The organism is Mycobacterium palustre (assembly GCF_002101785.1).
GTDB classification, from domain to species: Bacteria; Actinomycetota; Actinomycetes; order Mycobacteriales; family Mycobacteriaceae; genus Mycobacterium; species Mycobacterium palustre.
Map to the genome: position 1 here is coordinate 117,873 of NZ_LQPJ01000112.1, position 15,376 is coordinate 133,248.

Sequence of the window (15,376 nt, forward strand, 5' to 3'; positions counted from 1 at the left end):
TCATGAAGGCGGCTCATGAAAGCGGCTCAGGATAAAGCGACATGAAACCACCGCACGACGATTCGGTCTGGCCCGACGACACCCGTCGCGCCGCGGTGACGCTCGCGCTCGCGGCGGCCGCCGAAAGCGACATGCAGTTTCACGACATGGTCGACTCGATCCGGGGCGCGCTGGACAGCGGACGTCCCCTGCAGTTCGTGATGGAGTTGATCCGGCTGCTCGCCGGCGGATGGGGGGAACAGTTCAAAGACCCCGACACCGCCGCGGGTTACCGGCAGTTGGCCGCGGAAGCCCAAGCGTACGAAGAGGATATGCGGGCCCGCCGAGAATGGCGGGCCGCTGACTGATCAGCCGGAGAAGTTGCGGATCCCGTCCCACTCCACCAGCGTCCAGCCGTTCATCGGGTTGCCGGTGAGCACCACGCGGCCGACGTTGGGCAGCGGGTGGCTGCTCAGCAGACTGGTCTTGGCGTTCTTCGCGTTCAGCACCGTCCAGTACTCGATCGCGAACTTGTGCGAGAAGACCACCGGGTCGTGGTGGCCGCCGTCGTAGACCTTCTGCACGGCGGCGGTGAAGCGGTCGTTGAACTCCTTGCCGCTGACCGAGCCGGGGATCGCGTCCTGCATGTCGCCGTTGACCCAGTCCGCCGGCGCCAGCAGGTAGGTCGAGTTCTCCTGTTTGACCGGCTTGCCCTCGAACCAGCCCGCCTTGATCTCCTGGATGCCCTGCAGCACCTCCACCCGCTTGTGCAGCTCGGAGGCCAGCGGTGCGGCGGTCTGCTGGGCCCGCGCCATGGTGGAGGCGTAGATGGCGTCGTAGTTGTTGTGGGCGAGCTGGCGCGCCGCCTGCGCGGCCTGCTCCTTGCCCTCGGGACTCAGGCCCGGGCCGGGCACGTCGGTGTCGACGATCCCGCTCGCGTTGGCCTCCGACTCCGCGTGCCGGACGAACGTCAGCGTGATGCTGCGCTGCTGCGGCGTTCCGCCGCAGGCGCCGACGATCAACGTCGCGGCGAGCACCACCAGTGCGTTCGACGCCTTCCGGACCATGCTCCCCTTGCGCATGGCGTTAGCCTGCCCTGCCGATGGTGCCGCTGGGAAGGGTTTTGCGATGGTTTGCAAAGCTTTGGTGGCGAAAACGTGAAAGGAGACTCGCGTGGCCATTGACCCGAGCGCCGTCGGCGCGGTGACGGAGCCGATGCTGTTCGAGTGGACCGACCGGGACACGCTGCTGTACGCCCTGGGCGTCGGCTGCGGGACTGACGATCTCTCGTTCACCACCGAGAACAGCCACGACATCACCCAGCAGGTGCTGCCCACCTACGCGGTGATCTGTTGCCCGGCGTTCGGCGCGGCCGGCAAGATCGGAACGTTCAACTGGGCCATGCTTTTGCACGGATCGCAGGGCGTTCGGCTGCACGCGCCGCTGCCGGCGGCGGGAAAGCTGTCGGTGGTCACCGAGGTCGTCGACATCCAGGACAAGGGCGAGGGCAAGAACGCGGTCGTGATGCTGCGCGGCCGCGGCACCGACCCGGATTCGGGGACGCTGATCGCCGAGACGTCGACCACCTTCGTCGTCCGGGGCGCAGGCGGTTTCGGGGGGCAGCCGGGCCAGCGTCCGCCCGCGCCGGAGTTTCCGGACCGCGAGCCCGACGCCCGGATCGCGCTGCCCACCCGCGAAGATCAGGCGCTGATCTATCGGCTGTCCGGTGACCGCAACCCGCTGCACAGCGATCCGTGGTTCGCCCGCGAGCTCGCCGGATTCCCCAAGCCGATCCTGCACGGGCTGTGCACCTACGGGGTGTCGGGCCGCGCGCTGGTCGCCGAGCTGGGCAAGGGCGTGGCCGCCAACGTCACCTCGATCGACGCCCGGTTTTCCTCGCCGGTGTTTCCCGGGGAGACGCTGACCACGCTGATTTGGCGCACCGAACCGGGCAAGGCGGTGTTTCGCACCGAGGCGTCGGGTGCCGAGGGCTCGGACGCCCGGGTGGTGCTCGACGACGGCGCCGCGGAGTACGTGGCTTAGGTTCCGTTTAGCTTCCGTCGGCGCCGGGGGCGCCGGGGATGCCGTACAGGTTGCCGGCCTTGCCGCCGCTGGCGCCGGTCCCCACCGCGCCGTCAGCCGACGGGCCCGTGCCGGCGTTGCCGCCGTTGCCGCCGGCGCCGCCGTTGCCGACGTTCTGGGCGTTCCCTCCTTCGTCGGCGCGAAGCTTAACGCCGCCCCGCACCAGAGGCAGGAATTCCACGGATCTCTCAGCTATCGGCAGCGAAAATCGCCTATTCAACGGCCAACGGTCACTTGACTCTCCGGGGGCCGCTTAGCCGCCGCGCCAGCTCTCTGGTGAACTCGGCGGCCGCCGCGGGGCTCTCCAGCGCATACCGGGCGGCGGTCGCTCGGTCACCATCCTCGTTGTGCCGCACCAGGATTGGAATGCCGTCCTGCTGGATGGCGTCGAACGCGTCCTCGTCGGTGATGTCGTCGCCGAGATAGACCGGAAGGCGGGAATCGGCGGCGGGCACGTGATCGATCACCCAACGCAAAGTCTTTCCCTTGTCCCAGTCCAGGTCCGGGCGCAGTTCGATCACCTCGCGGCCGGTGGTCACCCGCAGCGCGTCGCGCCGACCCGCTGCGCGCACCGCCGCCGCCACCTCGCCGACGCGGTCGCGCGCGGCGTTGCGGTAGTGCACCGCGACGCCAAAACGCTTGTGCTCCACCATGATTCCCGGAATCGCCCCAAGCCGGTCGCGCAGCTCGGCGGCCGCCTGTTCGAGCACCGGGATGGCCGCCGCGGCCTCCTCGTTCTGGTGGTGCGTTCCGTCGGGCGCGGTCAGCTCGAAACCATGGCTGCCCGCATACCAGAGGCCGGGCACGCCGAGGCGGCGCGCCACGTCGGCGAGGTCGCGGCCGGACAGCACCGCGACCGGGCATCGCGCGGCGAGCTCCTGCAGGGCCTCGACGGCGCCGGCGACCGGCCTGGCCGCGTCGGGGTCGTCGACGATGTCCGACAGCGTGCCGTCGAAGTCGTAGAACACGGCCGGGCCCTGTTCGGTCAGGAGTTCGAGCGCGTTGGCGGCATCCGGCAGCTGCGACATCCGGCGGTCCCCGACTCGCGCCGTTATCTCGCCGAGGTCGGCGACGACCGCGTCGGCGCCGGCGCGCCGCAGCGCGTCGGGTTCCGCCCCGACGCCGACCACCAACGCGAAGCCGGCGTCGCGCGCGGCCGTAACCCCCTCGGCGGTGCCGGTGACGACGGCGCAGCGGCCCGGCCGCACCCCCAGTTGGTCGGCCGACTGGGTAGGGGCCGCGCCGCTCGGGGGCAGGACCCCGGTGCGCAGGCCGGCTTCGCGCAGCCGTCCGGACAGCGCTTGCGGGAGGGCCAATGCGGCGTCGAACAGCGCCGCGTCCAGGCGGCGCGGGTCGATGGTGACCGGCATTCACCCAGCCTCTCACGGTGACGCGGGCCGCCGACGGGGTGGCGCATGTCGAACATACTTTCGATACACTGGCCGCCGTGGGCTGGTTTAACGGTCCGCCGAGCTGGGCGGAAATGGAGCGGGTGCTCGACGGCAAGCCGCGCCACGCCGGCGCGCCGGAGCACGTCCCCGAGGATGCCCCGTTGTCGCGCAAGCGCGGCACGTACCGGCCGCCGGGCGGCGCCCGGCCGGCGCCGTCGTCGGTTCCCTATGCCGAGCTGCACGCGCATTCGGCCTTCAGCTTTCTCGACGGCGCCAGCACGCCCGAGGAGATGGTCGAGGAGGCCGCCCGGCTGGACCTGCGCGCCCTGGCGCTCACCGACCACGACGGCCTCTACGGGGCGGTGCGGTTCGCCGAGGCGGCGGCCGAACTCGGCCTGCGCACGGTGTTCGGCGCCGAACTGTCGCTGGGGCCGGGCGCGCGCACCGAGACGCCCGACCCGCCCGGCCCGCACCTGCTGGTGCTCGCCCGCGGCCCGGAAGGGTACCGGCGGCTGTCGCGGCAGCTGGCCGCCGCGCACCTGGCCGGCGGGGAGAAGGGCAAGCCGCGCTACGACTTCGACACGCTGACCGAGGCCGCGGGGGGCCACTGGCACATCCTGACCGGATGCCGCAAAGGCCATGTCCGCCAAGCGCTTTGCGACGGAGGGCCGGACGCGGCGCGGCGCGCGCTGGCCGACCTGGTGGACCGGTTCGGCGCTTGCCGGGTCAGCGTCGAGCTGACCCATCACGGCCACCCGCTCGACGACGAACGCAACGCGGCGCTGGCCGCCCTGGCGCCGCGCTTCGGCGTCGGCGTCGTCGCCACCACCGGGGCGCATTTCGCGCACCCGTCGCGCGGCCGGCTGGCCATGGCGATGGGCGCCATCCGGGCCCGCCAGTCCTTGGACTCCGCCGCCGGGTGGCTGGCCCCGCTGGGCGGCGCGCACCTGCGGTCCGGCGAGGAGATGGCCCGGCTGTTCGCGTGGCGGCCCGATGCGGTGACCGCCGCCGCCGAGCTCGGCGAGCAGTGCGCGTTCGGGCTGGCGCTCATCGCGCCGCAGCTGCCGCCGTTCGACGTGCCCGACGGGCACACCGAGGACAGCTGGCTGCGGCAGCTGACCATGGCCGGAGCCCGCGACCGCTACGGGCTCCCCGAGCGCGCCCCGCGCGCGTACGCCCAGATCGAGCACGAGCTGAAAGTCATTGCGCAACTGCGATTCCCGGGCTACTTCCTGGTGGTGCACGACATCGCGCGGTTCTGCCGGGACAACAACATCCTGTGTCAGGGCAGGGGATCGGCGGCCAACTCCGCGGTCTGTTTTGCCCTGGGCGTCACCGCGGTCGACCCGGTGGCCAACGAGCTACTGTTCGAGCGCTTCCTGTCGCCGGCCCGCGACGGGCCGCCCGACATCGACATGGACATCGAGTCCGACCAGCGGGAAAAGGTCATCCAGTACGTCTACGACAAATACGGCCGCGACTACGCCGCCCAGGTCGCCAACGTCATCACCTACCGGGGCAAGATCGCGGTGCGCGACATGGCGCGCGCCCTGGGGTTCTCGCAGGGGCAGCAGGACGCGTGGAGCAAGCAGATCAGCAGCTGGAGCGGGGCGGCGGACTCGCCGGATGCCGATGGGATCCCCGAGCAGGTGATCGAGCTGGCCACGCAGATCCGAAACCTGCCCCGGCACCTGGGCATCCATTCGGGTGGCATGGTGATCTGCGACCGCCCGATCGCCGACGTGTGCCCGGTGGAGTGGGCGCGCATGGAGAACCGCAGCGTCCTGCAGTGGGACAAAGACGACTGCGCGGCAATCGGTTTGGTGAAGTTCGACCTGCTCGGGCTGGGCATGCTTTCCGCGCTGCACTACGCCATCGACCTGGTGGCCGAACACAAGGGGATCGAGGTGGACCTGGCCCGCCTGGATCTCTCCGAGCCGGCGGTCTACGAGATGCTCTCGCGCGCCGATTCCGTCGGCGTGTTCCAGGTGGAGTCGCGCGCGCAGATGGCCACCCTGCCACGGCTGAAGCCGCGGATGTTCTACGACCTGGTGGTGGAGGTGGCGCTGATCCGCCCCGGGCCCATCCAGGGCGGGTCGGTGCACCCCTACATCCGGCGGCGCAACGGCATCGACCCGGTGGTCTACGACCACCCGTCGATGGAACCGGCGCTGCGAAAGACGTTGGGGGTGCCGCTCTTTCAGGAACAGCTGATGCAGCTGGCGGTCGACTGCGCCGGCTTTTCGGCCGCCGAGGCCGACCAGCTGCGCCGCGCCATGGGCTCCAAGCGGTCCACCGAACGCATGCGCCGCCTGCGCGGCCGGTTCTATGAGGGCATGCGTGCGCTGCACGGCGCCTCCGACGAGGTGATCGACCGGACCTACGAAAAGCTCGAAGCCTTCGCCAATTTCGGCTTCCCGGAAAGCCACGCGCTGTCCTTCGCGTCGCTGGTGTTCTACTCGTCGTGGTTCAAGCTGCACCACCCGGCGGCGTTCTGCGCGGCGCTGCTGCGCGCCCAGCCGATGGGCTTTTATTCGCCCCAGTCGCTGGTGGCCGACGCGCGCCGGCACGGCGTGACGGTGCACGGCCCGGACGTCAACGCCAGCCTGGCGCACGCCACCCTCGAGAACGGCGGGACGGAGGTCCGCCTGGGGCTTGGCGCGGTCCGCCACATCGGCGACGACCTGGCCGAGCGGCTGGTCGAGGAGCGAAAGGCCAACGGCCCCTTCGCTTCCCTGCTGGACCTGACCTCGCGGCTGCAGCTGTCGGTGCCGCAGACCGAGGCGCTGGCCACGGCCGGGGCGCTGGGCTGCTTCGGCATGTCCCGGCGGGAGGGGCTGTGGGCGGCCGGGGCCGCGGCCACCCAGCGCCCGGACCGGTTGCCCGGTGTGGGCTCGTCGTCGCACATCCCGGCGCTACCGGGGATGAGCGAGCTGGAGCTGGCCGCCGCCGACGTGTGGGCCACCGGCATCTCCCCGGACAGCTACCCGACGCAGTTCCTGCGCGAAGACCTCGACGCGATGGGCGTGGTGCCCGCCGCGAAGCTGCTGAGCGTGCCCGACGGCGACCGGGTGCTGATCGCCGGCGCGGTGACCCATCGGCAGCGGCCCGGGACGGCCCAGGGGGTGACGTTTCTCAACCTCGAGGACGAGACCGGGATGGTCAACGTGCTCTGCGCGCCTTGGGTGTGGGCGCGGCATCGCAAGCTGGCCAACACGGCGCCGGCGCTGCTGGTGCGCGGCCAGGTCCAAAACGCCACCGGCGCCGTCACCGTCGTGGCCGAGCGGCTGGGCCGCATCAGCCTGGCGGTGGGCTCGAAGTCCCGCGACTTCCGCTAGATCTCTCGCCGAGCGTGCATTCCACGACGCGACACGCCGCAACGGCGTCGTGAAATTCACGCTCGGCGGGCAGGAGCCCTAGCCGGTGGGCGTCGTCCACACCTTGGTCGGGGTGATCACCAGCCGGGTGCTGTAGGAGCCCATCGCCTCGGTCAGGCCGAACCTGTCGGCGTCCTCGCGGTACTTGGCCCAGTACGGCCCGTCCTCGCGGCAGTCGACGCCGGTGGCCTCCACCGCCGCGATGCCGCCGACGACGATGATGCCGCCGCCGTCGCCGTTGGAATCCAGGTTCAGGCTCACCTGCGGGTGCGCCGCGATGTGGGCGACCTTGGCGGCCCGCGGCATCGAGTACACCGTCAGCTTGGACCCGTCGAAGTAGAACCAGACCAGCCGGGGGACCGGTTGCCCCGACTTCGCCACCGTGGTCAGCCACCCGTAGTGGTCAAAGACAAGCCTGTCGGAAACCTCTTGTGTCAGTTCGACGCTCATGGCACCACGCTAGCCCGGTGACGATGCACGCCGCCGAAGGCGGTGTGAGGAGGAGGCGGGCTATCGGACAGTAGTCTCCACACATGACCCTGAACCTGTCCGTCGACGAAGTCCTCACCACGACCCGTTCGGTCCGCAAGCGCCTCGACTTCGAGAAGCCGGTGCCCCGCGAGGTGCTGATGGAATGCCTCAACCTGGCGCTGCAGGCGCCGACCGGTTCGAACTCGCAGGGCTGGCAGTGGGTGTTCGTCGAGGACGCCGCCAAGAAAAAGGCGATCGGCGACATCTATCTGGCCAACGCCCGCGGCTACCTTGACGCGCCCGGCGCCGAATACCCCGAGGGCGACACACGCGGCGAGCGCATGGACAAGGTCCGCGACTCCGCGCGCTATCTGGCCGAACACATGCACGAGGCGCCGGTGCTGATGGTCCCCTGCATCGAAGGCCGCGATGACCAGACGCCGCTGGGCGGCGTGTCGTTCTGGGCATCGCTGTTTCCCGCGGTCTGGAGCTTCTGTTTGGCGCTGCGCTCTCGCGGCCTGGGCTCCTGCTGGACGACGCTGCACCTGCTGCGCGACGGGGAGCAAAAGGTCGCCGACGTGCTGGGCATCCCCAACGACAAGTACAGCCAGGGTGGGCTGTTCCCGATCGCTTACACCAAGGGCACCGACTTCCGGCCCGCCAAGCGGCTGCCCGCCGAGCAGCTCACCCACTGGAACAGCTGGTAGCGGCTGTGGCTCATTGGCTGGCCCCGGCGTAGCCGTGCTGACGCCACGCCTCGTAGACCGCGATCGCCGCGGCGTTGGACAGGTTCAGCGATCGCCGCCCCGCCAGCATCGGGATGCGCACCTGGCGGGTGACGCGGGCGTCGGCCAGGGTCGCGGCGTCCAACCCGTCGGGCTCCGGCCCGAACATGAGCACGTCCCCGGGCTGGTAGGCCACGTCGGCAAACGACGTCGCGGCGTGCGCGGTGAAGGCCAGCACCCGCGCCGGCAACAGCGCCTCCCACGCGGCCCGCAGCGACGGGTGGACGGTGACCGACGCGAGGTCGTGATAGTCCAGCCCGGCCCGGCGGAGCTTGGGCTCGGACAGGTCGAAGCCCAGCGGCTCGACCAGGTGCAGTTCGACGCCGGTGGCCGCGGCCGTCCGGATGGCGTTGCCCGTGTTCGGGGCAATGCGCGGGGAAACGAACATCAGCTTGAACACGTGCCGATCATGGCAAAGCCGTTTGTTTGCCAGACTTGCGCGTCGGCGCACGGGACGACCTTGGAGGGCTCTGCGTACTCAGTAAGAATTGTGGAGACCTCGGCCATGGGCTGTCATACTCGTCGGATTGCCAGGCTTTTATCGCTCGCGCCCCGCTGCGCGGGCGCTGGCGCGAACAACGCAGGAAGTCTCATGAGCATCTCGTTACGCAAAGCGCTATGGGTCAGCGCGGCGGCCGGGCGCCCGGCCGCGACGACGTGACCATGTTCACCCGCCCGGCCCATCAGGCCGAGGCGGCCCGACACGAAATCCCCGCCGACGAGGCGGCGCCGGCCAAACGCCCGGCCACCTGGTCGCTGAGCAACTGGCCGGTCCGCTACAAGGTGCTGGCGATCGTGCTGGTACCGCTCGTTTTGGTGATCGGCTTCGCCGGGCTGCGCATCAAGGACGCGATGTCGAACTCCGGCGCCCTCAAGCTGGCCGCCGCCCGCGCCGACGTGCTGCCGGCGATCACCAAGTACATGTCGGCGCTCGACGTCGCCCTGCTGGCGAACTCCACCGGCCGCGACGTCGAGGGCGCCAAGAAGAACTACGAGGCCCGCAAGTACGAGCTGCAGACCCGGCTGGCCGACACCGACGTCACCCCCGACGTCCGCTCGGGGGTGAGCACGCTGCTCAACGGCGGCCAGGGGCTGCTGGAGAAGGTCGCCGACAACAGCATCGGTTTGCGGGACCGGGTGACCACCTACGCGCCGATCCTGCTGACGGCCGAGGACGTCATCAACGCGTCGGTGCGCGTCGAGGACGAGCGCATCCGCGCGGCGGCGCAGGGCCTAAGCCGGGCGGTCGGCGCCCGCGGCCAGATGACGATGCAGGAGATCCTGGTCACCCGCGGGGCCGACCTGCCGGAGCCGCAGTTGCGGACGTCGATGATCACCCTGGCCGGCACCGAGCCGTCGACGCTGTTCGGCATGAGCGAAGTGCTGGGCGCGGGCTCGGCGGAGGCCAAGACGCTGCAACAGCAAATGGTCACTCGCATGGCGATCATGTCGGATCCGGCCAGCGTGCTCGTCGACAACCCGGAGCTGCTGCGGTCCATCCACACCACCGACGGCATCGCCGAACAGGTCATCAAGGACGCCACGGCGTCGGTGACCAAGTCGGTGCGCGCCCAGGCCGACGACCGCCGCAACGCCGCCATCCTCGACACCGCGGTGGTGCTGGCGGCCATCGTGGTCGCGCTGGTGATCGTGTTGCTGGTGGCGCGCGCTCTGGTGCGCCCGCTGCGCGTGCTGCGCGACGGCGCGCTCAGGGTGGCCCACCGCGACCTCGAGGACGAGGTGGCCCGCGTCAAATCCGGTGGCCCCGAACCGATCCCGCAGCCGCTGCCGGTCTACACCACCGAGGAGATCGGCCAGGTCGCCCACGCCGTCGACGAGCTGCACACCCAGGCCCTGCTGCTGGCCGGTGACGAGGCCCGCCTGCGGCTTTTGGTCAACGACATGTTCGAAACCATGTCGCGGCGCAGCCGGTCGCTGGTGGACCAGCAGCTGGCGCTGATCGACCGGCTGGAGCGCAACGAGGAGGACCCCGAGCGCCTCGACAACCTGTTCCGGCTCGACCACCTGGCGGCCCGGCTGCGCCGCAACAGCGCCAACCTGCTGGTGCTTGCGGGGGCGCAGCTCGCGCGGGACCAGCGCGACCCGGTGCCGCTGTCGACGGTGATCAACGCCGCGGTCTCTGAGGTCGAGGACTACCGCCGGGTCGAGATCACGGGCCTGCCCGACTGCACCGTGATCGGCTCGGCCGCCGGCGGCGCCATCCACCTGTTCGCCGAGCTCATCGACAACGCCCTGCGCTACTCGCCGCCGACGACGACGGTCCGCATCTCGGCCGCGCGCGGCGGGGACGGCGGGGTGGTGCTGCGGGTCTCGGACTCAGGCCTGGGCATGAACGACGCCGACCGGCGGATGGCCAACATGCGGCTGCAGGCCGGCGGCGGCGCCAGCCCGGACCCCGCTCCCGAGAACGCCCGCCACATGGGCCTGTTCGTGGTGGGCCGCATCGCCGCGCGCCACGGCATCCGGGTGGGATTGCGCGGGCCGGCGCCCCGCGAAACGGGCTCGGGGACGACGGCCGAGGTCTACCTGCCGCCGAAGCTGCTGGAAGGCCTTCCGGCGCCGCCGGGCGCCTCGCCGCCGCGCGGTCGGGCCCGGGGCGTCTCGTCGCCGAGCACCCAGCTCGCCAACGCCGCGGCCACGACGGATCCCGGGACAAAGGGCGCCGCACAGCACGCCGCGCCCGAGCCGGCCAGCCAGAACGGCTCGCAGGCGGCGGCGCCGTCGGTCACGCTGTTGCCGCGCCGTAACCCCGGTTCCAGTGGCATCGCGGACGTTTCGGACGTCTCTGTGGTTCCGCAGCCGCCGGCCGAGCAGCTGCCCCGTCGGCACCGCCGCGAGCTCGCCACGCCGTGGTGGGAGAGCGCGTCGCCGGCGCAGCAGGCGCCCGAACCGCAGCCCGAACCGGAGCCGGCGCCGCCCCGGCCCGCTGGCGTGTCGGACACGTCGGCGTTCTTCGCCGCGCGTTCGAGAACCGCCGCCGACCGGGCCGAGCAAGCCCCGAGGCGAGCGCCCGAAGCCCCACCCGCCAAGCCCGCCGAGCCCGCCGCCGAGTCGATCCCGGCCATCCCGAAGCCGCCGGCGCCCCCGGCGCCGTCCGACGACGACGTGATCTACCGCCGGATGCTCTCGGAGATGCTGGGTGACCCGCACGACCTGGTGAACAGCCCGGACCTGGATTGGCAGTCGGTGTGGGACCGCGGGTGGTCGCTGGCCGCGGCGGCGGAGGAGAAGCCCGTCGAGACCCACACCGCCGAGCACGGGCTGCCGGTCCGCGAGCCCGGCGCCCGCCTGGTGCCGGGCACGGCCAACGGGACCGGGCAGGTCCAGGACGACGACGAAGGATCGCTCGTCGGCTCCAACGGCGGATCCCATCGGCAGGCGCAGCACGCCGCCGTGACGCGCGACCCCGAGGCGGTCCGCGCGTCCTTCAGCAGCCACTTCGGCGGTGTGCGCTCCGGACGGTCGCACGCCCGTGAGACGAACGAAGGACCCGAACAGGCATGACGTCCGCCGACAATTCGCTGGACTGGCTGGTGACGAAGTTCGCCCGCGAGGTTCCCGGGGTGGCGCACGCCCTGCTGGTGTCCGTCGACGGGCTGCCCGTCGCCGCCAGCGAGCACCTGCCGCGCGAGCGAGCCGATCAGCTGGCCGCCGTGGCCTCGGGGCTGGCCAGCCTCGCCACCGGCGCCGCGCAGCTGTTCGAGGGTGGCCAGGTGCTGCAGTCGGTGGTCGAGATGGCCAACGGCTACCTGTTGCTGATGCGCGTCGGCGACGGCTCGCATCTGGCCACGCTGGCCGTGGCGTCCTGCGACATCGGGCAGATCGGCTACGAGATGGCTATCCTCGTCGAACGGGTGGGCGGCGTGGTGCAGTCCAGCCGCCGGTCCGCTCCCCAGCGCTCGTGAGCCGACATGGACAGACGCGAACGGTGGCCGGCTTCCCGTGAGGCAAACCTGGTCCGTCCGTACACGCTGACCGCCGGACGGACCGACACCCGCGTCGAGCTTCCCCTGGAAGCGCCGATACAGGCGTTGCAGGCGGGCCTGGCGCACCCGTGGCCACCCAATGACGCGAGAGGCAAGATCATCGAGCTGTGTGTCGAAAGCCCGTCGCTGGCCGAGATCTCGGCCCGGCTGGATCTACCGGTCGGTGTCGCGCGCGTCCTGGTCGGGGATCTGGTGCTGTCCGGCTACCTTCGGGTGCATAGAACGTTGACCGAGCGCTCCACCCGCGACGAGCGCCACGAACTCATAGGGAGGACCCTGCGTGGTCTTAAAGCACTCTGATGGCCGATCCCACGCGTCGACGAAGATCGTCATCGCGGGCGGCTTCGGCGTCGGGAAGACCACGTTCGTCGGGGCGGTCTCGGAGATCATGCCGCTGCGCACCGAGGCGATGCTCACCGACGCGTCGACCGGCGTCGACGTCCTCGAGGCCACCCCGCACAAGCGGACCACCACTGTCGCGATGGACTTCGGCCGGATCACCCTGGAAGAGGACCTGGTGCTCTACCTGTTCGGCACCCCCGGGCAGCGCCGATTCTGGTTCATGTGGGACGACCTGGTGCGCGGCGCCATCGGCGCGATCGTCTTGGTGGACTGCCGGCGGCTGCAGGACAGCTTCGCCGCGGTCGACTTCTTCGAGCACCGCAACCTGCCGTTTTTGATCGCGATCAACGAATTCGACGGCGCGCCACGCTATCCCGTCGAGGAGGTGCGCGAGGCGCTGGCCCTGCCGCGGCACATCCCGGTGATCACCGTCGACGCCCGCGACCGCCGGTCGGCGACCGACGCGCTGATCGCGGTCAGCGAGTTCGCGCTGGAAACGCTGGCCGCGAGCTGATTCCGCTTTGCAGGAGTGGGTCGACCGCGAGTCCTCGGCCGCCGATTTCCGTGGCGCCAACCTGGCGGAGTCACCGCACACCGGCTCGGCGTTTCGTAACTGCATTTTGCAACGAACGTCGTTGTGGCACAGCACCTTCGCGCAGTGCAGCGTGCCGGGCTCGGTGTTTGTGCAGTGCCGGATGCGCCCGGTCACCTTCGACGAGGTGGATTTCACCCTCGCGGTGCTGCGCGGCAACGACCTGCGCACCGCCGCGCCGGCCGGCGCGCGTCGACGTCGACCAGGCCGTGGCCTTCGCGCTGGCGCACGGGCTGCGCCTGGGCGCGGGCCGGGACTAGCGGTTCAGCGCTTCAGCCGGATGCGCCACCGCACGATCACGGCATAGACCACCGACAGCGCGGCGAGCATGCCCATGTCGAACAGCCACGCGGCGGGCGTGTGCGCCCAGTGGCTGTCCTGTTGCACGAGCGACCCGGGCACCAGCTCGCGCAGATTCACCGTCGCCGCCGACGCGGCGTAGCCCCAGCGGGAGGGCATCACCCAGGACAGCTGGTCGAGGAAGACCCGGCCGGTCACCGGGACCATGCCGCCGCCCAGCACCAGCTGCAGCATGAGCGACACCACCAGCAGCGGCATGATCTGCTCGCTGGACCGCGCGAGCGACGACAGCACCAAACCCAGCACCGCCGAGGCCACGCACATCGCGGCGACGGTGACGAACAGTTCGACGCTGGCGGCGAACCTGGAGGGGCCCAGCAGCACCGCGGGCTGGGTGGGCGCCCCCTTGCCGATTAGCACGATGGCGGTGGCGATCGCCGCCTGCGCGACCGCGAAGACGCAGAAGACGACGAGCTTGGCGCTCAGGTAAGCGCCCGTCGACAGGCCCACCGCCTGCTCGCGCCGGAAGATGGCACGCTCGCCGATCAGGTCCCGGATGGTCAGCGCGGTGCCCATGAAGACGGCGGCGACCGACATCAGCGTCAGGATCTGCGCGGCCTCGTCGGGCGTCTGGCCGTTCGGTTCGGCCACGCCGAACCCGGTGTTGCCGGGCACCGTCAGCGACAGCGCGCCCAGGATGAAGGGCAGCAGCGCCAGAAAGACGAAGTAGGCGCGGTCGGAGACCACCAACCGCACCTGGCGCCGCGCGATCGTCGAGAACTGCCGGCCGATGCTGGTGTGCGCCGGGGCGCCGAGGTCGGCCGGCGCGCCTTCCGCCGGCGGCGGGGGCCGGTTGCGGGCCAGAAACCGCCGGTTGGCCTCGTCGGGGTCGGCGCCGACCTTGGCGAAGATCCGGGCCCAGTTGCTGGTGCCCATGGCCTCGCCGATCTCGCCCGGCGCGCCCAGAAACGCCGTCTTGCCGCCGGGCGCCATCAGCAGCACCTGGTCACACACGTCGAGATAGGTCAGCGAGTGGGTGACCACCAGCACCACGCGGCCGGCGTCGGCCAGCTGGCGCAGCATCGTCATGACCTGCAGGTCCAGCGCCGGGTCCAGACCCGACGTCGGCTCGTCGAGGATCAGCAGCGACGGCCCGGTCAGCAGCTCCAGCGCCACCGAGGCGCGCTTGCGCTGGCCGCCGGAGAGCTTGTCCACGCGGGTGTCGGCGTGCTTGGTCAGACCCAGCTCCTCGAGCACCTGCGCGACGACCTGTTCGCGGTCGGCCTCGGTGGTGTCGGGCGGCAGCCGCAGCTCGGCGGCGTAACCCAGCGCCTGGTTGACCGTCAGCTGCCGGTGCACCACGTCGTCCTGGGGCACCATCCCGATCCGGCTACGCAGCGACGCGTACTCGCGGTGGATGTCGTGGCCCTCGAACGCGACCGAGCCGGCTGTCGGGGTGGTGTAGCCGGCGATCAGCCGGGACAGCGTGGTCTTGCCGGCCCCCGAGCCGCCGATGATCGCGGTCAGGGTGCCCGGCCGGGCCGTCAGCGACACCCTTTCCAACAGGGTCTTGCCGTCGACGGCGAAGTCGACCTCGCGCACCTCGAGACCGCCGGTGCGCGCCGCCGCCTCCTGGCGGCGGACCAGCCCGCCGCGGGAAAAGACCAGGTCGACGTTGCCGATGGTCACCACGTCGCCCTCGGCCAGCACCGCCGACCCCACCCGCATCCCGTTGACGAAGGTGCCGTTGATGCTGTGCGCGTCGCGGATCTCGGTGCCCGCCGGCGTCGCGGTCAAAAACGCGTGATGGCGCGAGGCCAGCACGTCGTAAATGACGATGTCGTTGTCGAGAGCGCGGCCGATCCAGGCGGCGCGCGTGGCCGACGGCTTGCCGTCGGACGGCGGTCCCAGGCCCTTGATTCCGGTGGTCGGGAACTCGGCGGCCTCGCCGCCGAGGCCGAGCTCGGTGGGCGGGTTTAGATCCTGCGCCGGCGCCCGTCGGGGAGCGGCCTGGGTCGCGGCAGCGGGGGGTGGCGGGGCCGCGGAAGGC

At 71.1% G+C, this 15,376-nt stretch carries 14 protein-coding genes and 1 pseudogene; 9 read left to right on the forward strand and 6 right to left on the reverse strand.

Going from position 1 to position 15,376, the window contains the following annotated elements:
- Nucleotides 1–41 precede the first annotated feature (41 nt).
- Complete coding sequence (locus AWC19_RS17695) at nucleotides 42–347, forward strand: hypothetical protein (protein WP_085079343.1); 306 nt, start codon at nucleotides 42–44, stop codon at nucleotides 345–347.
- On the opposite strand, the gene AWC19_RS17700 is transcribed toward AWC19_RS17695, so the two are convergent.
- On the reverse strand, nucleotides 348–1,061 hold the full coding sequence (locus AWC19_RS17700; RefSeq protein WP_085079344.1) for a histidine phosphatase family protein: 714 nt from the start codon (nucleotides 1,059–1,061) through the stop codon (nucleotides 348–350). It abuts the gene before it with no gap.
- Nucleotides 1,062–1,152: 91 nt separating this feature from the next.
- Here AWC19_RS17700 and AWC19_RS17705 point away from each other — a divergent pair, with 91 nt between their 5' ends.
- On the forward strand, nucleotides 1,153–2,022 hold the full coding sequence (locus AWC19_RS17705; RefSeq protein WP_085079345.1) for a MaoC family dehydratase: 870 nt from the start codon (nucleotides 1,153–1,155) through the stop codon (nucleotides 2,020–2,022).
- A 7-nt stretch (nucleotides 2,023–2,029) separates the two neighbouring features.
- Here AWC19_RS17705 and AWC19_RS17710 read toward each other — a convergent pair whose 3' ends face one another.
- Together AWC19_RS17710 and otsB are read right to left on the reverse strand one after the other, a co-directional pair.
- Nucleotides 2,030–2,242 (reverse strand): hypothetical protein, encoded by a 213-nt coding sequence (locus AWC19_RS17710; protein ID WP_085079346.1) that lies wholly within the window; start codon nucleotides 2,240–2,242, stop codon nucleotides 2,030–2,032.
- 49 nt (nucleotides 2,243–2,291) lie between these two features.
- Nucleotides 2,292–3,431, reverse strand: coding sequence for a trehalose-phosphatase (gene otsB / locus AWC19_RS17715; RefSeq protein WP_085079347.1), 1,140 nt, complete (start codon nucleotides 3,429–3,431; stop codon nucleotides 2,292–2,294).
- A 77-nt stretch (nucleotides 3,432–3,508) separates the two neighbouring features.
- Between otsB and AWC19_RS17720 the strand changes: the two genes are divergently transcribed.
- Entirely contained in the window at nucleotides 3,509–6,790 is a 3,282-nt protein-coding gene (locus AWC19_RS17720; protein ID WP_085079376.1) for an error-prone DNA polymerase, read from the forward strand.
- 78 nt (nucleotides 6,791–6,868) lie between these two features.
- Here AWC19_RS17720 and AWC19_RS17725 read toward each other — a convergent pair whose 3' ends face one another.
- Nucleotides 6,869–7,279 carry a TIGR03667 family PPOX class F420-dependent oxidoreductase gene (locus tag AWC19_RS17725; RefSeq protein WP_085079348.1) on the reverse strand — a complete coding sequence of 137 codons (411 nt, stop codon included), beginning with the start codon at nucleotides 7,277–7,279 and terminating at the stop codon, nucleotides 6,869–6,871.
- A gap of 83 nt (nucleotides 7,280–7,362) precedes the next feature.
- Between AWC19_RS17725 and AWC19_RS17730 the strand changes: the two genes are divergently transcribed.
- Nucleotides 7,363–8,007, forward strand: a complete 645-nt coding sequence (locus AWC19_RS17730; protein ID WP_085079349.1) for a nitroreductase family protein — start codon at nucleotides 7,363–7,365, stop codon at nucleotides 8,005–8,007.
- Between the two features lie 10 nt (nucleotides 8,008–8,017).
- Here AWC19_RS17730 and AWC19_RS17735 read toward each other — a convergent pair whose 3' ends face one another.
- A complete protein-coding gene (locus AWC19_RS17735) occupies nucleotides 8,018–8,485 on the reverse strand; it encodes a tRNA (cytidine(34)-2'-O)-methyltransferase (protein ID WP_085079350.1) in 468 nt (155 codons plus the stop codon).
- 257 nt (nucleotides 8,486–8,742) lie between these two features.
- Between AWC19_RS17735 and AWC19_RS17740 the strand changes: the two genes are divergently transcribed.
- The 5 genes and pseudogenes from AWC19_RS17740 (at nucleotide 8,743) to AWC19_RS17760 (ending at nucleotide 13,286) form a co-directional block, all read left to right on the forward strand.
- A complete protein-coding gene (locus AWC19_RS17740) occupies nucleotides 8,743–11,610 on the forward strand; it encodes an ATP-binding protein (RefSeq protein ID WP_085079377.1) in 2,868 nt (955 codons plus the stop codon).
- Nucleotides 11,607–12,011, forward strand: coding sequence for a serine protease inhibitor (locus AWC19_RS17745; protein WP_085079351.1), 405 nt, complete (start codon nucleotides 11,607–11,609; stop codon nucleotides 12,009–12,011). The genes AWC19_RS17740 and AWC19_RS17745 overlap by 4 nt, the downstream gene beginning before the upstream one ends.
- 6 nt (nucleotides 12,012–12,017) lie before the next feature.
- Nucleotides 12,018–12,392 carry a DUF742 domain-containing protein gene (locus AWC19_RS17750; RefSeq protein WP_085079352.1) on the forward strand — a complete coding sequence of 125 codons (375 nt, stop codon included), beginning with the start codon at nucleotides 12,018–12,020 and terminating at the stop codon, nucleotides 12,390–12,392.
- Nucleotides 12,373–12,948: a GTP-binding protein gene (locus tag AWC19_RS17755; RefSeq protein ID WP_085079353.1), complete on the forward strand. Its 576-nt coding sequence runs from the start codon at nucleotides 12,373–12,375 to the stop codon at nucleotides 12,946–12,948. Before AWC19_RS17750 ends, AWC19_RS17755 begins: the two co-directional genes overlap by 20 nt.
- A gap of 7 nt (nucleotides 12,949–12,955) precedes the next feature.
- A pseudogene (locus AWC19_RS17760) lies at nucleotides 12,956–13,286 on the forward strand (pentapeptide repeat-containing protein).
- A 4-nt stretch (nucleotides 13,287–13,290) separates the two neighbouring features.
- Here the strand turns inward: AWC19_RS17760 and AWC19_RS17765 are convergent.
- Nucleotides 13,291–15,376: ATP-binding cassette domain-containing protein (locus AWC19_RS17765; RefSeq protein ID WP_085079354.1), on the reverse strand; the 2,086-nt coding region annotated here is incomplete at its 5' end.

Bases quoted from the DNA above. Each gene is read 5' to 3' on its own strand.
- AWC19_RS17695 (WP_085079343.1), top strand. From the start codon at position 42: ATGAAACCACCGCACGACGATTCGGTCTGGCCCGACGACACCCGTCGC.
- AWC19_RS17700 (WP_085079344.1), bottom strand. From the start codon at position 1,061: ATGCGCAAGGGGAGCATGGTCCGGAAGGCGTCGAACGCACTGGTGGTG.
- otsB (WP_085079347.1), bottom strand. From the start codon at position 3,431: ATGCCGGTCACCATCGACCCGCGCCGCCTGGACGCGGCGCTGTTCGAC.
- AWC19_RS17725 (WP_085079348.1), bottom strand. From the start codon at position 7,279: ATGAGCGTCGAACTGACACAAGAGGTTTCCGACAGGCTTGTCTTTGAC.
- AWC19_RS17730 (WP_085079349.1), top strand. From the start codon at position 7,363: ATGACCCTGAACCTGTCCGTCGACGAAGTCCTCACCACGACCCGTTCG.
- AWC19_RS17745 (WP_085079351.1), top strand. From the start codon at position 11,607: ATGACGTCCGCCGACAATTCGCTGGACTGGCTGGTGACGAAGTTCGCC.
- AWC19_RS17750 (WP_085079352.1), top strand. From the start codon at position 12,018: ATGGACAGACGCGAACGGTGGCCGGCTTCCCGTGAGGCAAACCTGGTC.